Annotated in this window: 22 protein-coding genes; 7 read left to right on the top strand and 15 right to left on the bottom strand. The window is 65.9% G+C overall.

The window, feature by feature from the left end; translation table 11 throughout:
- Nucleotides 1-109 precede the first annotated feature (109 nt).
- The 4 genes from mbfA to GC146_RS16575 form a co-directional block, all read right to left on the bottom strand.
- Nucleotides 110-1,087 (bottom strand): iron exporter MbfA, encoded by a 978-nt coding sequence (gene mbfA / locus GC146_RS16590; RefSeq protein WP_291841179.1) that lies wholly within the window; start codon nucleotides 1,085-1,087, stop codon nucleotides 110-112.
- Between the two features lie 101 nt (nucleotides 1,088-1,188).
- Entirely contained in the window at nucleotides 1,189-1,911 is a 723-nt protein-coding gene (locus tag GC146_RS16585) for an NYN domain-containing protein (protein WP_291841177.1), read from the bottom strand.
- 3 nt (nucleotides 1,912-1,914) lie between these two features.
- Complete coding sequence (locus tag GC146_RS16580) at nucleotides 1,915-2,997, bottom strand: serine hydrolase (RefSeq protein WP_291841175.1); 1,083 nt, start codon at nucleotides 2,995-2,997, stop codon at nucleotides 1,915-1,917.
- Nucleotides 2,994-4,106, bottom strand: a complete 1,113-nt coding sequence (locus GC146_RS16575) for an S-(hydroxymethyl)glutathione dehydrogenase/class III alcohol dehydrogenase (RefSeq protein WP_291841173.1) — start codon at nucleotides 4,104-4,106, stop codon at nucleotides 2,994-2,996. Before GC146_RS16575 ends, GC146_RS16580 begins: the two co-directional genes overlap by 4 nt.
- Before the next feature lie 100 nt (nucleotides 4,107-4,206).
- Between GC146_RS16575 and GC146_RS16570 the strand changes: the two genes are divergently transcribed.
- From GC146_RS16570 to GC146_RS16560, 3 genes are all read left to right on the top strand, one after another.
- Complete coding sequence (locus tag GC146_RS16570) at nucleotides 4,207-4,491, top strand: I78 family peptidase inhibitor (RefSeq protein ID WP_291841171.1); 285 nt, start codon at nucleotides 4,207-4,209, stop codon at nucleotides 4,489-4,491.
- Nucleotides 4,492-4,663: 172 nt separating this feature from the next.
- On the top strand, nucleotides 4,664-5,005 hold the full coding sequence (locus GC146_RS16565; RefSeq protein WP_291841169.1) for a DUF2794 domain-containing protein: 342 nt from the start codon (nucleotides 4,664-4,666) through the stop codon (nucleotides 5,003-5,005).
- A gap of 2 nt (nucleotides 5,006-5,007) precedes the next feature.
- Nucleotides 5,008-5,568: an NAD-dependent epimerase/dehydratase family protein gene (locus GC146_RS16560; protein ID WP_291841167.1), complete on the top strand. Its 561-nt coding sequence runs from the start codon at nucleotides 5,008-5,010 to the stop codon at nucleotides 5,566-5,568.
- Here the strand turns inward: GC146_RS16560 and GC146_RS16555 are convergent.
- The 4 genes from GC146_RS16555 to GC146_RS16540 all read right to left on the bottom strand — a co-directional run bounded on the left by GC146_RS16555 (nucleotide 5,565) and on the right by GC146_RS16540 (nucleotide 8,749).
- On the bottom strand, nucleotides 5,565-6,389 hold the full coding sequence (locus GC146_RS16555) for an NlpC/P60 family protein (protein ID WP_291841166.1): 825 nt from the start codon (nucleotides 6,387-6,389) through the stop codon (nucleotides 5,565-5,567). The genes GC146_RS16560 and GC146_RS16555 overlap by 4 nt on opposite strands.
- Nucleotides 6,389-6,859 carry a GNAT family N-acetyltransferase gene (locus GC146_RS16550; protein ID WP_291841165.1) on the bottom strand — a complete coding sequence of 157 codons (471 nt, stop codon included), beginning with the start codon at nucleotides 6,857-6,859 and terminating at the stop codon, nucleotides 6,389-6,391. Before GC146_RS16550 ends, GC146_RS16555 begins: the two co-directional genes overlap by 1 nt.
- Nucleotides 6,856-8,232: a leucyl aminopeptidase family protein gene (locus GC146_RS16545; RefSeq protein WP_291841164.1), complete on the bottom strand. Its 1,377-nt coding sequence runs from the start codon at nucleotides 8,230-8,232 to the stop codon at nucleotides 6,856-6,858. The genes GC146_RS16550 and GC146_RS16545 overlap by 4 nt, the downstream gene beginning before the upstream one ends.
- Before the next feature lie 88 nt (nucleotides 8,233-8,320).
- Nucleotides 8,321-8,749, bottom strand: coding sequence for a hypothetical protein (locus GC146_RS16540; RefSeq protein ID WP_291841163.1), 429 nt, complete (start codon nucleotides 8,747-8,749; stop codon nucleotides 8,321-8,323).
- A gap of 115 nt (nucleotides 8,750-8,864) precedes the next feature.
- Here GC146_RS16540 and GC146_RS16535 point away from each other — a divergent pair, with 115 nt between their 5' ends.
- Nucleotides 8,865-9,515 (top strand): carbonic anhydrase, encoded by a 651-nt coding sequence (locus tag GC146_RS16535; protein WP_291841161.1) that lies wholly within the window; start codon nucleotides 8,865-8,867, stop codon nucleotides 9,513-9,515.
- 3 nt (nucleotides 9,516-9,518) lie between these two features.
- On the opposite strand, the gene GC146_RS16530 is transcribed toward GC146_RS16535, so the two are convergent.
- The 3 genes from GC146_RS16530 to GC146_RS16520 form a co-directional block, all read right to left on the bottom strand.
- On the bottom strand, nucleotides 9,519-11,171 hold the full coding sequence (locus GC146_RS16530; protein WP_291841159.1) for a DUF4139 domain-containing protein: 1,653 nt from the start codon (nucleotides 11,169-11,171) through the stop codon (nucleotides 9,519-9,521).
- A gap of 81 nt (nucleotides 11,172-11,252) precedes the next feature.
- Nucleotides 11,253-11,381 carry a hypothetical protein gene (locus tag GC146_RS16525; RefSeq protein WP_291841157.1) on the bottom strand — a complete coding sequence of 43 codons (129 nt, stop codon included), beginning with the start codon at nucleotides 11,379-11,381 and terminating at the stop codon, nucleotides 11,253-11,255.
- 33 nt (nucleotides 11,382-11,414) lie between these two features.
- Nucleotides 11,415-11,570 (bottom strand): hypothetical protein, encoded by a 156-nt coding sequence (locus GC146_RS16520; RefSeq protein ID WP_291841155.1) that lies wholly within the window; start codon nucleotides 11,568-11,570, stop codon nucleotides 11,415-11,417.
- 276 nt (nucleotides 11,571-11,846) lie between these two features.
- Between GC146_RS16520 and GC146_RS16515 the strand changes: the two genes are divergently transcribed.
- A complete protein-coding gene (locus GC146_RS16515; protein ID WP_291841153.1) occupies nucleotides 11,847-11,969 on the top strand; it encodes a hypothetical protein in 123 nt (40 codons plus the stop codon).
- A gap of 101 nt (nucleotides 11,970-12,070) precedes the next feature.
- Here GC146_RS16515 and GC146_RS16510 read toward each other — a convergent pair whose 3' ends face one another.
- The 3 genes from GC146_RS16510 to hemN form a co-directional block, all read right to left on the bottom strand.
- On the bottom strand, nucleotides 12,071-13,093 hold the full coding sequence (locus GC146_RS16510; RefSeq protein WP_291841151.1) for an aspartate-semialdehyde dehydrogenase: 1,023 nt from the start codon (nucleotides 13,091-13,093) through the stop codon (nucleotides 12,071-12,073).
- Between the two features lie 69 nt (nucleotides 13,094-13,162).
- Nucleotides 13,163-14,686 (bottom strand): malonyl-CoA synthase, encoded by a 1,524-nt coding sequence (locus tag GC146_RS16505; protein WP_291841149.1) that lies wholly within the window; start codon nucleotides 14,684-14,686, stop codon nucleotides 13,163-13,165.
- A gap of 60 nt (nucleotides 14,687-14,746) precedes the next feature.
- Nucleotides 14,747-16,102: an oxygen-independent coproporphyrinogen III oxidase gene (gene hemN, locus GC146_RS16500; protein ID WP_291841147.1), complete on the bottom strand. Its 1,356-nt coding sequence runs from the start codon at nucleotides 16,100-16,102 to the stop codon at nucleotides 14,747-14,749.
- A gap of 85 nt (nucleotides 16,103-16,187) precedes the next feature.
- On the opposite strand from hemN, the gene fnrL reads away from it, so the two are divergent.
- Complete coding sequence (fnrL, locus tag GC146_RS16495; protein ID WP_291841145.1) at nucleotides 16,188-16,925, top strand: transcriptional regulator FnrL; 738 nt, start codon at nucleotides 16,188-16,190, stop codon at nucleotides 16,923-16,925.
- 41 nt (nucleotides 16,926-16,966) lie between these two features.
- On the opposite strand, the gene GC146_RS16490 is transcribed toward fnrL, so the two are convergent.
- On the bottom strand, nucleotides 16,967-17,809 hold the full coding sequence (locus GC146_RS16490) for a universal stress protein (protein ID WP_291841143.1): 843 nt from the start codon (nucleotides 17,807-17,809) through the stop codon (nucleotides 16,967-16,969).
- A gap of 253 nt (nucleotides 17,810-18,062) precedes the next feature.
- Here GC146_RS16490 and ccoN point away from each other — a divergent pair, with 253 nt between their 5' ends.
- Nucleotides 18,063-19,655 (top strand): cytochrome-c oxidase, cbb3-type subunit I, encoded by a 1,593-nt coding sequence (ccoN, locus tag GC146_RS16485; RefSeq protein ID WP_291841141.1) that lies wholly within the window; start codon nucleotides 18,063-18,065, stop codon nucleotides 19,653-19,655.
- Nucleotides 19,656-19,664: the final 9 nt, after the last annotated feature.

Genomic DNA, 19,664 nt, shown 5'->3' with positions numbered 1-19,664 from the left:
TCTGCTCAGGCTTCTTCTAGCGCCACGCGGGCCCCGAAGGCAAACCGCCCTTGGGCTTCATCTTGCCGAAAATACTCCAGCGCGGCGCGCGTCGGCCCGGCAGGGCCGATCAGCCAGAGCCGATCAGCGCGCCCGCGGCAAAGACCAGCGCGCCACCCAGCACCACCTGGAACGCCGCGCGCATGAACGGCGTTTCCATGAACCGGTTCTGGATCCAGGCGATCGCCCAAAGCTCGATGAACACCACCACGAAGGCGATGGTGGTGGCGGTCCAGAATTCGGGAATCAGGTAGGGCAATGCGTGGCCCAGCCCGCCTACCGCCGTCATGATCCCCGAGGCCAGCCCCCGCTTGATGGGCGAGCCACGGCCCGAGATGACGCCGTCATCATGCGCAGCCTCGGTAAAGCCCATCGAGATGCCCGCGCCAATGGATGCGGCAAGGCCGACAAGGAACGTCGTCCAGGTGTTGTGGGTGGCGAACGCAGTGGCAAAGATCGGCGCCAGCGTCGAGACCGAACCATCCATCAGCCCCGCCAGCCCCGGTTGCACCCAGGTCAGGATGAATTGCCGGTGCGCGGCACTCTCTTCCTCGGATTTCTCGTCGGGGCCAAGGTGCATCTCGGCCAGATCGCTGGCCTTGTCGACATGCTTGCTTTCGGCGGCGGCCAGATCGCCCAGCAGCTTGCGGGTGTCGGCGTCCTGCGTCGCGGCGGCGGCGGTCAGGTAAAAACGTTCCGCGTCGCGCTCCATCTGCGCGGCCTCGTCGCGGATACGTTCCAGCCCAAGGTTCTCGATCAGCCAGACCGGCCGCCGCGCGTAGAAGCCCGAGACGTGCTCGCGCCGGATCAGCGGGATAGTGTCGCCAAAGCGCTTTGTGTGCAGGTCAATCAGGCGGCGGCGGTGGCCGTCCTCTTCTTCGGCCATGCCGTCGAAGATCTTGGCGGAGGCGGGATAGTCCTTGCGCAGACGCTCGGCATAAGAGCGGTAGATGCGCCCGTCATCCTCTTCCGAGGAGATGGCCAGTGCCAGAACCTCCTGCTCGGACAGGTCGCGGAAACGGCGGCGGGATGTGATGCCGGGGATCATGGGTCGGGCTGCTCCAGTTTAGATTGATTCTAAACTAGAGAGATCAACGGCGGTGGCAAGGCGGAAAGCCCATGAGAGCCCACCCTGCCGCGCCTTCCGTGTCAGTCGATGCGCCGCACCAGCAGCTGGTTGCCCGCCCCGCGCTTGGTCTCGAAGACCTTGAGGTCCTGCACGAGGTCGCTCAGCTTCTTCTTGCCGTAGGTGCGGGTGTCGAAATCGGGGTTGGCGGCGGTGATGTACTGGCCCAGCGGACCCAGCGCGTACCACTCGTCCTCCTGCTCGATCGCGTCCATTGCGCGAAGGATGATGTCACGCGCCTCGATCAGCGCCTTGGACGAGGCGATGGGTTTGGGTGTGCTGCTGGGCTCTTCGGATTTCTCGGTACCGCCGCCGAGGTTTTCAAGGAAGATAAACCGCTTGCACGCCTTGCGGAACGCCTCGGGCGTCTTCTTCTGTCCAATCCCGTAGACGTCGAGGCCCTGTTCGCGGATGCGGCTGGCCAGCCGCGTAAAATCGCTGTCGGACGAGACCAGCACGAAGCCCGCGAAACGGCCCGTATGCAGCAGGTCCATCGCGTCGATCACAAGGCTGATGTCGGACGAGTTCTTGCCGACGGTATTGGCGGGCGAATGCAGCGGCACCAGCCCGTGTTCGGCCTGCACCTTGTTCCAGCCCGCCATCTGGTTGGACGAGAAATCGCCGTAGCAGCGCCGGACCGAGGCTTCGCCAAGGCCGGCGATCTCCTCGAAGATCGCGCCGGCATGTTTGGGCGAGGTGTTGTCGGCGTCGATCAACACCGCGAGGAGGGGGCGCTCATTGGCCATCTGTCATCCGATCTGCGCGGCGAGCGCGCGAAAAATCTGTCGTTCCTGCGGGCGCATCCCGTCGCTGTCGTCGCCATCGGGCAGGCCGTTGAGGGCATAGGCAAAGCCGGTACGCGCCGCCGCATCCCACCAGACCCCGCCAAGAAACCCGTAGGCCCCGCCGAAATGTCCGACCAGAGGGCGCGGGTAGAAATCCGGGTGGCGGTACATCTGCACGCCCCAGCCGTAACTGTCAAACCGGCCCTCGGGATCGTCGATCATGCCATGCGCCGGGGTGAAAAGGGGATCGGTATCCAACCGGGCAAGGCCCGACGCCAGCCGCACCGCCCCGTCCATCGACGTGCGCAGCCCGCCCTGCGGCGAAAGTTGCGCGACATCGGCGTCGATGCGCCAGGGCGTGCCGGTAGGATCTTCGCCATCGACATTGCTGATCGCGCCGTCGCCGACTTTTTCGTCGACCTGTGCTAAGAAATCGTCGCCCTTGCGGCGGAAGGTCGGCAAGCGGTCGGCGCGGGTGCGCAGCGGCACGCCCGACCAGTTGAACCCGCCCGCGACATGCAGCGGATCAAGCACAAGACGCCGCGCGAGATGGTCAAAGCGGTCGGCCCCCAGCATCTCGGCGCAGGCACCAAGCAGGATGTAGCCGAGGTTGCAGTAATGAAACGCCGTGCCCGGCGCCGCGTCCCACTTGCCTGTCTTCGCGATCCAGTCCGACAGTTTCGTGCCGGGGTCGAGCAGGTAACCGCCCCAGTCCGTCAGCCCGCTGGTGTGGGCGGCCAGCATCCCCAGCGTGATCTTTCGGTCAGGGTGACGGGGATGGCGCAGCCGCCAGCCAAGGATGTCTTCGGCCGGGGCATCCGCCGGCGCGTCGAGCCCCGCCGCGCGGGCGGCCTTCAGCGTTGTCTGTGCCGTCACGATCTTCGAGATCGAGGCGACGCGGAACATCGTGCGAGGCGTGGCGGCAAGCCTCGGCACCGTCGCCAGGTGAAATTCGGCCGCCGCGCCCGGGCGCTGCACCGCGATGCCGCAAAAGGCGAACTGGCCCGCAAGGCTGCGGGTCAGCGCGGCAAGGTCGGTTTCGCTCAATACAGCACCACCGACCGGATCGACTTGCCCGCGTGCATCAGGTCGAAGCCTTCGTTGATCTGGTCCAGCCCCATCGTGTGGGTGATCATCGGGTCGATCTCGATCTTGCCGTCCATGTACCAGTCCACGATGCGGGGCACGTCGGTGCGCCCGCGCGCGCCGCCAAAGGCTGTGCCGCGCCAGCTGCGCCCGGTGACCAGCTGGAACGGCCGGGTGGAAATTTCCGCGCCCGCCGGCGCCACGCCGATGATGATCGATTCGCCCCAGCCCTTGTGGGCCGATTCCAGCGCCGTGCGCATCACCTTGACGTTGCCGGTGGCATCGAACGTGTAGTCCGCGCCGCCCTTTGTCAGGCTGACGAGATAGCCCACCAGGTCACCCTCGACCTCGGCCGGGTTGACGAAATCGGTCATGCCGAAGCGGCGGGCCATCGTCTCTTTCGCGGGGTTGAGATCGACGCCGACAATCTGGTCAGCCCCGGCCAGACGCAGGCCCTGGATGACGTTCAGCCCGATGCCGCCCAGACCGAAGACGATGGCGCGGCTGCCGATTTCCACCTTGGCGGTGTTGATCACAGCGCCGATGCCGGTCGTGACGCCGCAGCCGATGTAGCAGATCTTGTCGAAGGGGGCGTCCTTGCGGACCTTGGCCAGCGCGATCTCGGGCAGGACGGTGTGGTTGGAGAAGGTCGAGCAGCCCATGTAATGCAGGATCGGCGTGCCATCGAGCATCGAGAACCGGCTGGTCCCGTCGGGCATCAGGCCCTGGCCTTGGGTGGTGCGGATCGCCTGACAGAGGTTGGTCTTGGGGTTGAGGCAGTATTCACACTCGCGGCATTCCGGCGTGTAAAGCGGGATGACATGGTCGCCCGGTTGCAGAGATGTGACGCCCGGCCCCACCTCCAGCACCACGCCCGCGCCCTCGTGCCCGAGGATCGCCGGGAACAGCCCCTCGGGGTCGGCGCCCGACAAGGTGAATTCGTCGGTATGGCAGATGCCGGTGGCCTTGATCTCGACCAGCACCTCGCCGGCCTTCGGGCCTTCGAGGTTCACGTCCATGATTTCCAGCGGCTTGCCGGCCTGCAGGGCCACGGCGGCACGGGTGCGCATCGGCTTTCCTCCCTTGAGATGTTCGGGGGCGAGGGTGCCGCCAATCTCGGCGGATGACAACCACTTGCCGAGGCCGGGCAGCAAGGCGCAGACTGATGGCATGAGACGGTTTGTTCTTGCCCTTTTGCTGCTGGGTGCCGCCTGTGCGCAGGTCAGCGCCGAGGATGGTCCGCCCGCCTTGCCGCAAGGCGCAGATGACACCTGTGATGCCGCCGCCCATGCTGATTTGATCGGACAGGACGCGGGCGTGCTTTCCGCGCTGCCGGCCTCGCGGATGATGCGGATCATCCGGCCCGACACTGCGGTGACGATGGACTACTTTGCCGGACGTCTGAACATTGATGTCGACGCCGGGGAGCGCATCGTAAGGCTACATTGCGGCTGAAGGGGGAAGTCCCCGACGCCGCGACAGGTGGGGGCTGTTGGTTCGCGGCGCCGGGTTAGCGTATTGCTATGCCGCGCTTTTCGCCTGCAACTGTGGCGGCAATGCGAAGCCTTCGCGGTCATTGCGGGGCAGGGTGCTTGATTTATCCGGGCAACGGCGCAACTCTGTTTGTATGACGGTTCAGCCCCTTCAGCCTTTCGCCCGGCCCGGCGCCGAACAGGTCGCGTTTCACCGTACCGAGCTTAGCCCCATTCTGGCGCTTTACGGACGCATGGTCGCCGCCGGCGAATGGCGCGACTACGGCATTTCCTGCCTGCGCGACGTGGCCGTCTTCTCGGTCTTCCGGCGGACGGCGGAAAACCCGCTTTACCGGATCGAGAAACGGCCGACGCTGCGCAACCGGCAAGGGCAATATGCCGTGATCGGGATGGACGGACAGGTTCTCAAACGTGGCAACGATCTGCGGACGGTCCTGCAGGTGCTGGAGCGCAAGCTGATCCGGGCCGTGGACTGACCATGGCCTCGGCTGGTCCGGTGATCGTGACCGGGTCGGAAGGGCCAGTCGGCCGCCGTCTGAGGGCGCTGCTTCCCGAGATGATAGGTGTGGACGAGGCCGAAGGGGCGGATCTGCGCCTTGACCTTGCCCATGACGATTTCAACGCGACGGGATTACAGGCGGTTCTGGCCAAGGCCGGTGCGGTCCTGCACTTGCATACGTCCGCCGATCCGACCGCCCCGGCCGAAAGCCATGTTTCCGGGATGGAGGGCACGACGCGGTTGGTTCGCGCTTGCGGGGCGCTGCGGGTGCCGCGGCTGGTGTTGGCGGCCAGCCAGTTGGCCGCGCCCGACCACGCCCCCCATGCGCGCGGCGCGGTGGCGCGGATCGGCCATGCGATCGACGCGATCGTTGCGGCCTATGACAGCCTGCCGGGATGCAGCGCGCAGGCACTGTCCTTGGGCTGGGTGCCACACGACCTGTCGCTGCTGGATCATGCGCCGGACTGGCTGCGTGCTGGCTATTGGACCGACGATGTTCTGGGTGCGGCGGTGCAGGGCGCGCTTGGGCTGGCGCGCTAGGGCCGCTTGCGGGCCAGCACCGGCCCGCCGCCCTGCGCCTCGATCCTGAGGATCGCTGCGGCGACGGGTTCATAGGCAACGGCCATGTGATGGGCGTTGGCGTGAACCATCGTCTCGTCATCCACCATCATCCCGACATGGCCCTGCCAGAAAACAAGGTCTGCACGTTGCAAGTCCGCATCGTCGGGCAGGTGGCTGCCAAGGTCGGCGCGCTGCAGGTCGCTGTCGGCGGGGCAGTCCTGCCCGCAGGCGATCAGCGCCGCCTGCACCAGCCCCGAACAGTCGATCCCGCGGGTGGAATTGCCGCCCCAGAGATAGGGCACCCCGAAATGCATCTGCGCAACGGTGGCGGGGTCGGTAAAGGTTTTGGCCAGCGGCCAGAGGTGCGGCTTGGGCACGAAGCCCTGTTCCGTCTCCCAAAACCGCCGTTCTTCGTTCAGCACAACCAGCCGGGCGCCGAAGGGCAGCGCGCAGACATCTGGCGACTTGATGTCGGGGTCGCGGTAGGCATGGGTGCCGAAGGTGGCGACGTGGTGGGTGGCGACCAGCGGGTGCCGCAGCATGGCCGAAAGGACATAGCCGACATAACCATCTCGCCCGGCCTGTACGAAGGCCCAGCCGTTGCGGTCTTCATAGACGGTTACATCCGCGCCCAGCAGCAACTGCCGTTCGCGCGTGCCGTCGGGCTGGCGGCAAAGGTTGGCGACCGGAACAGCCACCTGCCGCGCCTCGCCGGGCACGAAATGGTCGGCTTCAACCTCGCCTTGCAGCGACAGGGCGGCGACGCGGCCATTGGCCGGGGTCAGGCGGCGGTCACGCATCATTTGAGGGCCTTCTCATAGCGCCAGACCCGCACCGGGAACGGGCCATCGCCGGTCTCCACCAGCAGGTCCTCTTCCCCGGCAAGCGTCCAGCCGGATTTCTGATAAAAATGCGCCGCACGGGAATTGCCGACGGTGCAGGCCAGCCAAGCGCGGTCATGGTGTTTGGCAATCAGCCCTTCGCCATGCACGATCAGCGCCCGCGCGGCCCCGGTGCCCCGTGCCGCGGGCGCGACGAAAAGCTGGTAAATCTCGTCATCTTCAACGGTCACGAAACCAACCAGCTCGCCGTCGATCAGCCCGACATGGGTCTGGCCGATATGTGCGGCGGTGCGGTCCTGAAACTCGGCTGGGACGCGCAACGCGACCAGTTCGGGCGGCACGATGGCGGCATGCGCCTCGTGCCAGCCGTCGTGCCAGAGGGCCGCGACCGGGGCGATGTCCGCCGCGCTGGCCGGCACGATCTTCACGCGCCAAGCATCTCCGGCAGGGCGGCGAAAAGCGCCCGCGCGCCCATGCCCACGCCGCCCCTGGGCCGGCCCGGCGCGGCGCTGGGCTGCCAGCCGTAGATGTCGAAATGCATGTAGGGCGCATCGGCAAAGCGGCGCAGGAACAGCGCCGCGGTGATCGAGCCCGCCATACCGCCGCCCGGCGCGTTGTCCAGATCGGCGATGCCGGGTTCGATCAGCGCGTCGTAGGGCGCATGGAAGGGCATCCGCCAGACCGGGTCGCGCACCTGCGTGGCAGACCGCGACAGCGCCGCGGCATGGGCATCGTCATCGGTGTAGAAGGGGGCAAGGTCGGGGCCGACTGCCACCCTTGCCGCGCCGGTCAGCGTCGCCATCGAGATCATCAGGTCAGGCTTGCCCTCGCTGCCCAGCGTCAGCGCGTCGGCCAGCACCAGCCGCCCCTCGGCATCTGTATTGTTGATCTCGACGGTCAGGCCTTTGCGGCTGGTCAGGATGTCCTGCGGGCGGAAGGCGTTGCCGTCGATGCTGTTTTCCACCGCCGGGATCAACACCCGCAGGCGCAGCTTCTGTCCCGTCGCCATGATCGCGTGGGCAAGGCCCAAGACCGTGGCAGCACCACCCATGTCCTTCTTCATCAGGCCCATCGATCCTGGCGGCTTGATGTCGAGGCCTCCAGTATCAAAGCAGACACCCTTGCCCACCAGCGTCAGGCTGGGCCCTTCGCTGCCCCAGCTGATGTCGATCAGTCGCGGGGCGCGGGTCGAGGCGCGCCCGACTGCGTGGATGAGCGGAAAGTTCTGCGTCAGCAGGTCGTCGCCCACGATCACATGTATCGCGGCACCATGGCGTTCGGCCAATTCGCGCGCGGCGGTCTCCAGCTCGGCCGGGCCCATGTCGCCGGCAGGCGTGTTGATGAGGTCGCGCGTCAGGTATTCGCCTTCGGCCAGGGCCAGGATCTGCTTGGCGTCGATACCTTCGGGCGCGGCCAGTTCGGCGCGGGCGGCGTCCTGCTTGCGGTAGCGGTCGAAGCGGTAGCTGTCGAGCAGCCAGCCCAGCACGGCTTCGGCCAGATCATCGCCACCGATCCCTTCAATGCGCCATGTGCCGGCGGGCAGTTTCGAGGCGGCACCGCCGACGACGAACCGGCCGCGCGCGCGCTGCGCGGGCGTGCCAAGGCCTACCATTGCGCCTGCAATCGCGCCGGTGGCGTCAGGCAGGGCCAGCACCGCGCCCGGCCCCGCGGCAAAGCCTTGAGCCTGCGCCCAGCCGCGTGCCGGGGCGGACAGGCCGTTCAGCACCGCCTCCAGCGTGTCGGGCGTGACGACGTGAAGGGGAAGCGCGGTAGCATCGGCGGGGGCGAAACGGGGCAACATGGCGGCTCTTTCGGCAGTTGGGGTTGCGGCGCAGACTAGCCCCTTGGTCCGCACCTGCAAGGCCCGCCACGGCAAGGCCTGCCACGGGTCATCCGCCGCCGGTTTCGGCCGCGTGGTACGTGCCGGTCAGTGCGCCGGAGCAAAGCCGGCCCAACCGCGCCAGCACGGCGCCGAGGGCCACTGGATCGTCTCTTTGGGCGCAGGCCATGGCATCACCCGCGACGCGGGCCAGATCGGCCATCCCAACCTGCGTGGCAATGGCTGCCATCCGCCGCGCCTCGGCGCAGATGCGGTTGAACTGGCAGGCGCGATGGGCTGCCAAGATCGCCTGCTGCCGGCAGGCAAGCTGGACCAGCGCATGGCAGATCATGTCACCGGCGGCATCGAGGCCGCGTGTGGCGACAAGTTGCTGCAACGCCTCGGGATCGGGCACCGACCGCTCGGCGGCAAGGTGCGGCATCAGCGGTTGAACAGGGCCATTGTGGGTGCCGAGCGGCACGAGTGGATCGAACGACATGCGCCGTCCCTGCCATGGGCATGGTTCCTGACAGGTTGAGAACGGCGGCAGAAATCGCTCGAATTTCATGCGAATGCAGCCTAGAAGGCGAAGGCTTGCAAGAAGGACATGGGGCATGAGCGCAATCCGCCCGCTGCCGGAATACCTGATCCGCCGCTACCAGGGCTGGAAGGCCACCACCTACGCCGAGAACCGCGCTTGGTATCGCCGTCTTGCCGAAGAGGGCCAACGCCCGCGGGCGATGGTGATTTCCTGCTGCGACAGCAGGGTCCATGTCACCTCGATCTTCGGGGCCGACCAGGGCGAATTCTTCATTCATCGCAACATCGCCAACCTTGTCCCGCCGCACGAACCCGACGGGCAGGCGCACGGCACCTCGGCGGCGGTGGAATACGCCGTGGCGGCGCTGAAGGTTGCCCATGTCATCGTGCTGGGCCATTCCAACTGCGGCGGTGTGAACGGCTGCCATGACATGTGCGCGGGCCGGGCGCCGGAGCTGGAAGAGAAATCCAGCTTTGTCGGTCGCTGGATGGATATCCTGCGGCCCGGCTACGAGAAGGTAAAGGATCTGGGCGACGAGGCCGCGGTGCGCCGCGCGCTGGAAAAGCAAGCGGTGCTGATCTCGCTGGAAAACCTCATGACCTTTCCTTTCGTGCAGGCGGCCATCGCCGACGAACGGCTGACGCTGCACGGCCTGTGGACCGACGTGGGCGAGGGCGGGCTGTCGCAATACGACCCGGCCACAGGCGACTTCGTTCCGATATAAGACCTAGCGCAGCACCTGTCCCGCGGGCCAGTTGACGCTGTGGTCCAGCCTGATTTGCTGGCTGGCCCCGGCCGCCAGCGGGAAGTCCCAAGCCAGCAGGCCGCGCTGACCGTCCAGATCGGTGTCGGTCGCCGGCGGGGTGGCGGTGTAAGTAATCTTCAGATCGTCCTGTTCGGAATAGGGCACCCTGTCGATCACATGCATCTGCCATGTCTCCTGCGTCAGGTTTTCGACCGTGATCAGGGCCTTTTCGTCGATCTGGTTCGACTTGCTGATCAGGCCACGGTCGCCCTCGCTGCGGCTGGGCACGGTGCGGGTCAGGCGCAGTCCGTCGATGGCGCCGAACCCGGTGCGCAGTTCGCCGCCCGCGGGGATCAGCGGCAGGTCGGTCGCGCCGGTGACCGCGCCGTCGAGGAACAGGACGGCGCGGCCGGGCAGGATCGGCTCGGCGGTGTCGTTGGTGAAACTGGCCATCAGGTAGGCGGCGCTGTCCTGCAGCGGAATCGCCTCGGCCACCAAATCCGGGGTAAAGGCGAGGCTGTCGAGGTTCAGCCGCAGCGCCTCGACCCCGTCGGCAATGTCAACGGCCGGGCCATAATGATAGGTGACGTTGGCGCCTTCGAAATTTGCCACCGCGATAACCGGGGCCGGCTCGGCCATGACCGGAGCGTCATCCATTTTCGCGAGGGCGCCGGAGAAGGCCTCGCTGCCGGCGGGGGCCGGCGCCGGTGGGAGCGGCGGGCCATAGCGCAGCAGCTGGGGATAAATGGCCGAAGGGTCGGCCTGTGCCGAAGGCCGCGCGGTTGAAAGTGTAAGATCCACGCCCTGCCAGTCCTCGCCGGTATATTGGCTGACCAGTGCGCCGCGCTGAAGGGCAAGTGTGGGGCTGTCGCCGCGGGTCAGGCGCAGGTCGTAAACCGGTTGCCAACTGGCATCGCCGGTGAAGGTGGTGATCTGCAGGCGGTGTTCGCCATCGCTGGCAGTGTCGACCGTGACGGTCAGGATCGCTGTCTCCGGCGCGGGCCTTGTCAGCGCGGCCAGCACCTGTCGGGCCTTGTCGAGTGCCTTGGCGTCCTTGTCGCGCGCAAGGCTCGCCTCGGTTGCTTCGGTTTCGGCCTTCAGGGCGTCGGTGCGGGCGGCCAACACCTCGTCGCCGATCATCCGGGACATTGCGCGCAGGTCATCGACGTTCGCGGTGGTCAGGCCGCCATCGGGCCGGACATCGCCCAGCTTTCGCAGGAACGCGATACGCTCGGCCGCGGCATCTGTGCGCAGGCGGACCTCGGCGATGGCGGCGTCACGGCTGCGCAGCGCGGCCTCCAACCGGTCGACCTCGGCCTTGGCGGCCGCAATCTCGGCGCTGTCGGCCGTGTCGCGCGGGGGCAGGCGGCCCTGCCGCAGGGTGACCGCGCCGATCCGCGCATCGGCGGCCGCCACGCGCAGGGTGTCGGCATCGGTCGCAAGGGGCAGGCCGGCTATGACAAGCTCATGCGCGCCGGCGGCGGCAGCAAAGGTAACCTCACGCTCGATGCTGGCGCCGTCGGGATAGAGCGTGACACGGGCGACGTGGCTGGCGGCGGTAACGGTATCGGCCAGCACGGCCTGCGGAGCGAGGATGAACGCGGAGAGGGCGGCAACGGGCAAGAGGCGGGACATCTGCAAACTCCATCACTTGTTGACGGAGCCAGTCTTCGCCGGGCGCGGCGCGAAAGCAAGCGCCGCGCAGGCTGCTCCCCCTCAGACGTCGCGGGGCGGGCGTGGACGGCGCGGCGCGCCGAAGCTGTCACAAAAGAGGTTGGTTTCGCGCGATGTCAGCGAGTCGATGGCGCAGCGGCGGCGATGGCGGGCTTTGACGATGAGGATCATGGGGGTTCTCCGTTCTGGAAAATGAAGTGAGGTTCAGCGCAGGGTCTTGCGGCAGTAGCCAAGTTCGACGGCGAAAAGTGCGGCGATCTCGGCGCGGGTGACGGGCACGCGCGGCGGCCGTGGGCGGCGCGGATACGAAGTGGAGGCGGGCGCGAGGATGGCATGGCGCATGGCGTTGGCAGATGTCATGTCGTTGATCCTTTCGGTCGTATTCTTGTGCCCCACACGACCGGAGCCACGGAGATGGCGGCGCGAGAGTTTCACCTCGCGAAAGGGTTTTTCCCTTTGGCGCAGAGGAATCTTTTAAATATCTGAAAATAAATATAAAAAGGCACTCAACCAAGGGTTGAAATCGGGCAGTGATCGCTGCTTTTCACCACCTCGCGGGTTCACCGCAACGTGCGTCATGGTGAGTGTCGACCGGGTATATCGTCGCTGCACACCTCTCACAGAAGGCGTGCGACGATGATCCATCTGACACTTCTTGCCGTGCTGTTGATGATCCTGCTTTTCGGTCTGATCGCCGAGATCGAGGGGGGGCATGTCCGAACCGGGCAAGAGCCCGAGCGCGAGGATGAACGCCGCTGAGCGCCCATCTTCTGCCGTGATACCGCGCCTCTTGCGCAGCACATGACCGCATGACGGCGGCCTTGGCCGCCGCCGCGATCACATCCGCGCGTAAAGTCGGGTCAGCCCTTCTTCAGGCAACGCTGGCCCAGAACCTCGGCGATCTGGACCGCGTTCAGCGCGGCGCCCTTGCGCAGGTTGTCGCTGACCACCCAGATGTTCAGGCCATTGTCGATGGTCGGGTCCTGCCGGATGCGGCTGATGAACGTGGCATAGTCGCCCACGCATTCGATCGGCGTGACGTAGCCGCCGTTCTCGCGCTTGTCGATCACCATGATACCGGGCGACTCGCGCAGGATGTCGCGCGCCTCGGCCTCGTCGAGATGGCTCTCGAACTCGATATTCACGGCCTCGGAATGGCCGACGAAGACCGGCACGCGCACGCAGGTGGCCGTGACCTTGATGTCCTTGCTCAGGATCTTCTTGGTCTCGGCGACCATCTTCCATTCTTCCTTGGTCTGACCGTCTTCCATGAAGACGTCGATATGGGGAATCACGTTGAAGGCGATCTGCTTGGTGAACTTCTTGGCCGGCACGTCGGCGGTGGGATTGTAGACGGCCTTGGTCTGGTCCCAAAGCTCGTCCATGCCTTCCTTGCCCGCGCCCGAAACGGACTGGTAGGTCGAGACCACCACGCGCTTGATCGTTGCGCGATCATGCAGCGGTTTCAGCGCCACCACCATCTGCGCGGTCGAGCAGTTGGGGTTGGCGATGATGTTCTTCTTGGCATATCCGGTGACCGCGTCGGCGTTCACCTCGGGCACCACGAGCGGCACGTCCGGGTCGTAGCGATAGAGCGACGAGTTGTCGATCACCACGCAGCCGGCCTTGGCGGCCTTGGGCGCGTAGATCTTCGTCGCGTCCGACCCGATGGCGAAAAGCGCGATATCCCAGCCGGTGAAGTCGAAGGTGTCGAGATCCTTGGTCTTGAGGGTCTTGTCGCCAAAGCTCACCTCGGTGCCCAGCGACTTGCGGCTGGCCAGTGCGGCGATCTCGTCGACGGGAAACTCCCGCTCGGCGAGGATGTTGAGCATTTCGCGGCCCACGTTACCTGTGGCGCCCGCGACGACGACTTTGTAGCCCATGATGTGGCTCCTTGCTTCAGACCGGCGGCACATAGCGCGTTGCGCGCTCGCGCGAAAGGGGGCGCTGGCCTATGTCCGTGCGGTCTGGATGAAGCTGTCGGCGTGGTCTTTGCGCAGGGCGGCCTTCTGCACCTTGCCCATCGTGTTGCGCGGCAGCGCGTCCACCACCACGAAGCGGCGCGGATGTTTGAAGCGCGCGAGCCGCCCGTCCAGCGCCGCGGCAATGGCGGCGGTATCCAATGTGGCGCCAGGCCGTGGCACCAGCACCGCCACCACGCCTTCGCCAAGGTCGGGATGCGGCACGCCGATCACCGCGCTTTCCAGCACGCCCGGCAGGTCATCCAGCACCTCTTCCACCTCCTTGGGGTAGATGTTGTAGCCACCCGCGATGATCAGGTCCTTGCCGCGCCCGACGATGGTGACGTAGCCCTCGGCATCCTGCTGGCCCAGATCGCCAGTGATGAAGAATCCATCAGGGCGCAGTTCCTCGGCGGTCTTTTCCGGCATCTGCCAGTAGCCCTGAAAGACGTTCGGCCCGCGCACCTCGATCGTGCCGATTTCGCCCGGCTGAACGGGGGTGCCACGGCTGTCGCAGATGCGCAGTTCCACCCCCGGCAGGGGCAGGCCCACGGTGCCCGGCCGCCGCTCGCCCGTGTAGGGGTTGGAGGTGTTCATGTTGGTCTCGGTCATGCCGTAGCGTTCAAGGATGCGGTGGCCGGTGCGCGCCTCGAATTCGCGGTGCGTTTCGGCCAGAAGCGGGGCCGAGCCCGACACGAAGAGGCGCATGTGCGCCGTCAGCGCCCGGTCGAACCGCGGATCGGCCAGCAGGCGGGTGTAGAAGGTGGGCACGCCCATCAGCGCGGTCGCCTGCGGCATCCAGGCGATCAGCGCGTCGATGTCGAGCTTGGGCAGCAGGATCATCGCGCCGCCGGCGATCAGCGTGACGTTGGTGGCCACGAATAGGCCGTGGGTGTGAAAGATCGGCAGCGCGTGCAGCAGCACGTCCTCGGGGCCAAAGTGCCATTCCCGCGCCAGCGCGTCGGCATTGGAGATCAGGTTGCGCTGGCTCAGCATCGCGCCCTTGGACCGGCCGGTGGTGCCCGAGGTGTAAAGGATCGCCGCCAGATCGGTTTCGGCGCGCGGCACGGTGGGATAGGTGGCGGGCTGCCCCTCGGCCAGGTCGGCCAGCGTGCCGTCGCCCGCGGTGCCCAGCGTCTGGATCTGCGCGCCGTGGCGGGCGGCGACCTCGGCCAGCGCAGCGGCATTGGCGGGGCTGGCCACCAGCAGGGCCGCGCCCGAATTGCCGACGAAATAGTCCAGCTCGGCGGGCGTATAAGCGGTGTTGAGTGGCAGAAAGACCAGCCCAGCCTGCGCGCAGGCCGCCGTCAGCGCCAGCGCGTCTGCGCTTTTGTCGACCTGCACCGCAACCCTGTCGCCGGGGACAAGGCCCAGCCCGGTCAGGGCATGGGCGAACGCCGCAGCACGGCCAAGGAAGGCCGCATAACTGATGCGACGGCCGTCGGGCAGGATCAGGAACGTTCGTTCACTGGCGACGTGCGGCCCGAAGAGCCTGTCGAAAAGCGGGTTTGACATCGGCGCGCCTCCTCTGGCCCGACCGATACCCGCGCCGTCACGGCGCATCAAGCGCCCAGGCTACATCGCGCGGCTGTGGCGTCCTTCCGGGGCGAGGTAGGCATCAACCTCTTGCGCGGCCAGCCGCGCGATAAGGCGCGCACTGTCGGTCAGCCGCAGCACGCCGTTGTCCAGCGTGATGAAATCGGCAAAACGTTCGCGCATCCGTGCGGTCATGTCCATCAACGCGGCCCGCGTCACGCCGAACTGTTGTTCCAGAGCCGGCAGGTCGAGGGCGAAGTCGCACATCAACCCGTCGATCATCGCCGCGCGCAACCGGTCGTCATCGGTCATCGCGTGGCCGCGCTCTGTCGCCAGCGTGCCTCGTTCGATCGCGGCGGCGTAGTGGGACGAGGACGAGATGTTCTGCGCGAAACCCTGCGGATAGCGCGAGATGGCCGAGGCGCCGATACCGATCAGCACCGGGGCGGCATCGTCGGTATAACCTTGGAAATTGCGCTTGAGCGTCCCGGCCTTTGCGGCACGGCCCAACTGGTCGTCGGGGCGCGCGTAATGGTCGATCCCGATCTCGTCGTAGCCGTCCCACATGAAGAGGCGGCGCGCGGTGTCGAAAAGCTCCAGCCGCGCCTCGGCATCGGGCAGCGCCTCGGTCGGGATCATGATCTGCCGCTTGGCCATCCACGGCACGTGTGCGTAGCCGTAAAGCGCCACCCGGTCGGGCGAGAGCGACAGCACCTTCTGCACCGTGTCGGCCATGCGGGCACGGGTCTGGTGCGGCAGGCCGTAAAGGATGTCCATGTTCAGACTGTCGATCCCGGCGGCACGCAGCATGCCGACCACGTCGCGCGTGGTGTCAAAACTCTGGTCGCGGCCGATGGCGTCCTGCACCAGCGGATCGAAATCCTGAACGCCGATGCTGGCCCGCGTCATGCCGATTTCTGCCAACGCGTCGATGCGGGCCTGGTCGACCTCGGTCGGGTCGATCTCGACCGAGAACTGCATGTCCTCGGCCAGCGGGCGGAAAGTGTTCAGCCGCTGACCCAGCTCGCGCAGCATGTGCGGCGGCAGCAGGGTGGGGGTGCCGCCGCCAAGATGGAGCTGGCTGATCTGTACATCTGTCGGCAGAAGTGCCCCGATCATGTCGAGTTCCTTCTGCAACAATGCCAGATAGGGCACCAGCGGCCGGTCCGTGCTGGTGCCTTGGGTGCGGCAAGCGCAGAACCAGCACAAGCGCCGGCAATAGGGAATATGAAGGTAAAGCGATACGCGCGTGCCCGGTTCGATCGCGCTGATCCATGCGCTGGTTTCCGCCGGACCCACGCGATTGGAAAAATGGTTTGCCGGCGGATAACTGGTATAGCGCGGTGCGCGTGCGTCAAACAGGCCGAGGGCCCTCAGCTTTTCAGTTGAAGCCATTGCAAAACCTTCCCGTTCCGGAGTTAATGGGGGGCAAGACAAGCACCGGACCATAGCCAGCCGAGGGAACCGGGAGATAGTGATTATGAGTGAAGCGCTTGCTGATCAGCAGTGCTCTGATTGCCCGATACGGCATAGTGCCGTCTGTGCCCGTTGCGAACCGCACGAGTTCGAAGTCCTCGAGCAGATCAAGTATTACCGCAATTACGAATCCGGCCAGATCATTTCGTGGTCGGGTGATGAAATGCCGTTCGTCGCCTCGGTGGTGCGCGGTGTCGCCACGCTGAGCCAGACGATGGAGGACGGGCGGACGCAGATGGTGGGCCTGCTTCTGCCGTCGGATTTCCTGGGTCGTCCCGGCCGGTCGATTTCGCCCTATGACGTGACGGCGGTCAGCGACGTGACCTTGTGCTGTTTCCGCCGCAAGCCGTTCGAGCAGTTGATGCGGACCACGCCGCACGTCTCTGAACGACTTCTGGACATGACGTTGGACGAGCTGGACGCCGCGCGCGACTGGATGCTGGTGCTGGGTCGCAAGACCGCACGCGAAAAAATCGCCAGCCTGCTGACGATCATCGCACGGCGCGAGGCGGCGCTGGGTATGGCGCTGTCGAAGGGGCCGATCGTGATCGATCTGCCGCTGACGCGCGAAGCGATGGCCAATTACCTTGGCCTGACGCTGGAAACCGTCAGCCGCCAGATATCGGCGCTGAAGGGCGAGAAGATCATCGTGCTGGACGGCAAGCGCCGAATCGTCGTGCCCGACATCCGGCGCCTGATCATGGAGACCGGCGACGATCTCGACGGCGGCATGATCGCCTGAGGCCACTCGGCCGCCGCGGTGATTTGTCGCCGCCCAGCCCATCAGTGCGCCATCAGCAGTGGCAGGTCTGCCATCTGAAGCATGTCCCGCGTGGCCCCGCCCAGCATCGATTCGCGGAATCGGGAATGGCCGTAGCCGCCCATCACCATCAGGTCGGCATCGTGTTCGCGCGAGAAGCGCAGCAGCGTTTCGGAGACGCGCGGCAGCGTCCGCGCAAGCACTGAAACCTCCGTGCGCACGCCGTGACGCGCCAGCATCATCGAGACGGCTCCACCCGGGTCGGCCCTTTCGTTCGAATGTGCGGGCGGATCGACCATGATCAGGTCGACGCGCTCGGCCTTTTGCAGGACCGGCAACGCCGAGCGAATCGCGGCGAATGATTCGCTGCTTTCGTTCCAGGCAACAACGACCCGGCGGAACGGCTTTTCGCCCACCGGCGGCGCCTCGGGCACAATCAGGACGGGAGCGCCGGTGCCGAACAGTTCGGCCTCCAGCACGGTGACAAGCAGCGGCGGCCGCCCCTTGCCATAGGGTTTGGAGGCGACGATGAGGTCGGAATAGCGGGCGAGGCGGGCGACCAGCGTCTCCAGCCCCATTTGCGGCACGGCGACAGGCTCGATCGCGAGCCGCGCCATCTGGTCCGGCAAACGGCCGCGGGCCCATTTTGCCAGCGCCGCGGCGCTGGACTTGGCCTCTTCAAGGCCAGTTTCCAGCAACACCGCGCTCGATCCGGCCGGCATCGCCTCGAATCTGGTCGGGTCGATCCCGATGCAGAAGACGTCGAGATGGGCATCGTTCTGGTCCGCCAGGGCCCGGGCGGCGTGCAGGGCAGCCGCATCGGCGGCGGCGTCGGTGAGTACCACCGTGATGGTCTTGTAGCCCATGTCGTTGGCTCCTTGGTGCTGCGATTGACTGTGACCCCCACGATCCTCGCAAGCTGCCCGTATCGCCTTGATCCGTATCAAATCCCCGGGCTCACCAACTTGACATGGATCAAGCGCAGGTCTGTCACAACCGACGGTGGTCTCACGGAAACTTGACATGGATCAAGGCGGCTGGCCCCGCCCTCCCCGAGAAGGACCCCATCGCCAAAGGACCGCCCTGGAAAGAGGCGGCCAACACGAGGGAATTCAATTCATGTGGGACTGGATCAAGATCGTGGCATTGGGGCTGATTGCCCTATTCGCCGCGCTCGCCGCGAACTTCGCGCGCGACTTAGCCTATCAGGTCCACGCGGTGCTGATCATGCTGGTCGCCGCTGGGCTTTTCATCTGGACCGTGCGCCGCGCGGACGAACCAAGGCCGGCCACGCCGACCGGATACATGGACGGCGTCATCCGCGCCGGCGCGATCGCCACGACGTTCTGGGGCCTTGCAGGGTTTCTGGTCGGCGTGTTCATCGCTTTCCAGTTGGCCTTTCCGGCGCTGAACTTTGCCTGGGCCGAACCGTTCGCAAACTTCGGGCGGCTGCGGCCGCTGCACACCTCGGCCGTGATTTTCGCCTTTGGCGGCAACGCCCTGATCATGACATCGTTCTACGTCGTGCAGCGCACCAGCGCGGCGCGGTTGTGGGGCGGGAACCTCGCGTGGTTCGTTTTCTGGGGCTATAACCTCTTCATCGTGCTGGCTGCGACGGGCTACCTGCTGGGCGCGACCCAGGGCAAGGAATATGCCGAGCCGGAATGGTACATCGACCTGTGGCTGACCATCGTCTGGGTGGCCTACCTGTTGGTGTTCCTCGGCACGATCATCAAGCGCAAGGAACCCCACATCTACGTGGCGAACTGGTTCTACCTGTCCTTCATCGTGACCATCGCGATGTTGCACATCGTCAATAACCTCAGCCTTCCGGTGTCGATCTTCGGGTCGAAATCGGTGCAGGTTTTCTCGGGCGTGCAGGATGCGATGGTGCAGTGGTGGTATGGCCACAACGCAGTGGGCTTCTTCCTGACCGCGGGCTTCCTCGGCATGATGTACTACTTCGTGCCAAAGCAGGCCGAACGCCCGATCTACAGCTACAAGCTGTCGATCATCCACTTCTGGGCGCTGATCTTCCTCTACATCTGGGCTGGTCCGCACCACCTGCACTACACCGCGCTGCCCGACTGGGCCTCGACGCTGGGCATGGTGTTCTCGGTGATCCTGTGGATGCCCTCGTGGGGTGGCATGATCAACGGCCTGATGACGCTGTCGGGCGCCTGGGACAAGATCCGGACCGACCCGATCATGCGGATGATGGTGATCAGCCTTGGCTTCTACGGCATGTCGACCTTCGAGGGCCCGATGATGTCGATCCGCGCGGTCAACTCGCTGAGCCACTACACCGACTGGACCATCGGCCACGTGCACTCGGGCGCGCTGGGCTGGAACGGGATGATCACCTTCTCGGCGCTCTACTTCCTGGTGCCGCGGCTGTGGAACCGTGAACGGCTCTACTCGCTCACGCTGGTCAACTGGCACTTCTGGCTCGCGACCATCGGCATCATCCTCTACGCGGCCTCGATGTGGGTCACGGGGATCATGGAAGGCCTGATGTGGCGCGAAGTCGATGCGCAAGGCTTCCTCGTCAACAGCTTCGCCGACACGGTGGCTGCCAAGCACCCGATGTACATCGTGCGGGGTCTCGGTGGGGCTATGTACCTGACCGGCGCACTGCTGATGGCCTACAACCTCTGGATGACGGCTTTCGGCAAGCACCACGCTGCCACTGTCGCCACCCCGGCCGAATAAGGAGAGACG

This window comes from Limimaricola sp. (assembly GCF_016125575.1).
Classification (GTDB): domain Bacteria; phylum Pseudomonadota; class Alphaproteobacteria; order Rhodobacterales; family Rhodobacteraceae; genus WGLM01.
The sequence above is the reverse complement of the archived record's forward strand: the minus strand, read 5'-3'. Positions and strand labels throughout refer to the sequence as shown.

What these genes read in the sequence shown, in the direction of transcription:
- mbfA (WP_291841179.1), bottom strand. Translation starts at nt 1,087, where the DNA reads ATGATCCCCGGCATCACATCCCGCCGCCGTTTCCGCGACCTGTCCGAG.
- GC146_RS16585 (WP_291841177.1), bottom strand. Translation starts at nt 1,911, where the DNA reads ATGGCCAATGAGCGCCCCCTCCTCGCGGTGTTGATCGACGCCGACAAC.
- GC146_RS16575 (WP_291841173.1), bottom strand. Translation starts at nt 4,106, where the DNA reads ATGCGCACCCGTGCCGCCGTGGCCCTGCAGGCCGGCAAGCCGCTGGAA.
- GC146_RS16570 (WP_291841171.1), top strand. Translation starts at nt 4,207, where the DNA reads ATGAGACGGTTTGTTCTTGCCCTTTTGCTGCTGGGTGCCGCCTGTGCG.
- GC146_RS16565 (WP_291841169.1), top strand. Translation starts at nt 4,664, where the DNA reads ATGACGGTTCAGCCCCTTCAGCCTTTCGCCCGGCCCGGCGCCGAACAG.
- GC146_RS16560 (WP_291841167.1), top strand. Translation starts at nt 5,008, where the DNA reads ATGGCCTCGGCTGGTCCGGTGATCGTGACCGGGTCGGAAGGGCCAGTC.
- GC146_RS16555 (WP_291841166.1), bottom strand. Translation starts at nt 6,389, where the DNA reads ATGCGTGACCGCCGCCTGACCCCGGCCAATGGCCGCGTCGCCGCCCTG.
- GC146_RS16545 (WP_291841164.1), bottom strand. Translation starts at nt 8,232, where the DNA reads ATGTTGCCCCGTTTCGCCCCCGCCGATGCTACCGCGCTTCCCCTTCAC.
- GC146_RS16540 (WP_291841163.1), bottom strand. Translation starts at nt 8,749, where the DNA reads ATGTCGTTCGATCCACTCGTGCCGCTCGGCACCCACAATGGCCCTGTT.
- GC146_RS16535 (WP_291841161.1), top strand. Translation starts at nt 8,865, where the DNA reads ATGAGCGCAATCCGCCCGCTGCCGGAATACCTGATCCGCCGCTACCAG.
- GC146_RS16530 (WP_291841159.1), bottom strand. Translation starts at nt 11,171, where the DNA reads ATGTCCCGCCTCTTGCCCGTTGCCGCCCTCTCCGCGTTCATCCTCGCT.
- GC146_RS16525 (WP_291841157.1), bottom strand. Translation starts at nt 11,381, where the DNA reads ATGATCCTCATCGTCAAAGCCCGCCATCGCCGCCGCTGCGCCATCGAC.
- GC146_RS16520 (WP_291841155.1), bottom strand. Translation starts at nt 11,570, where the DNA reads ATGACATCTGCCAACGCCATGCGCCATGCCATCCTCGCGCCCGCCTCC.
- GC146_RS16515 (WP_291841153.1), top strand. Translation starts at nt 11,847, where the DNA reads ATGATCCATCTGACACTTCTTGCCGTGCTGTTGATGATCCTGCTTTTC.
- GC146_RS16510 (WP_291841151.1), bottom strand. Translation starts at nt 13,093, where the DNA reads ATGGGCTACAAAGTCGTCGTCGCGGGCGCCACAGGTAACGTGGGCCGC.
- GC146_RS16505 (WP_291841149.1), bottom strand. Translation starts at nt 14,686, where the DNA reads ATGTCAAACCCGCTTTTCGACAGGCTCTTCGGGCCGCACGTCGCCAGT.
- hemN (WP_291841147.1), bottom strand. Translation starts at nt 16,102, where the DNA reads ATGGCTTCAACTGAAAAGCTGAGGGCCCTCGGCCTGTTTGACGCACGC.
- fnrL (WP_291841145.1), top strand. Translation starts at nt 16,188, where the DNA reads ATGAGTGAAGCGCTTGCTGATCAGCAGTGCTCTGATTGCCCGATACGG.
- GC146_RS16490 (WP_291841143.1), bottom strand. Translation starts at nt 17,809, where the DNA reads ATGGGCTACAAGACCATCACGGTGGTACTCACCGACGCCGCCGCCGAT.
- ccoN (WP_291841141.1), top strand. Translation starts at nt 18,063, where the DNA reads ATGTGGGACTGGATCAAGATCGTGGCATTGGGGCTGATTGCCCTATTC.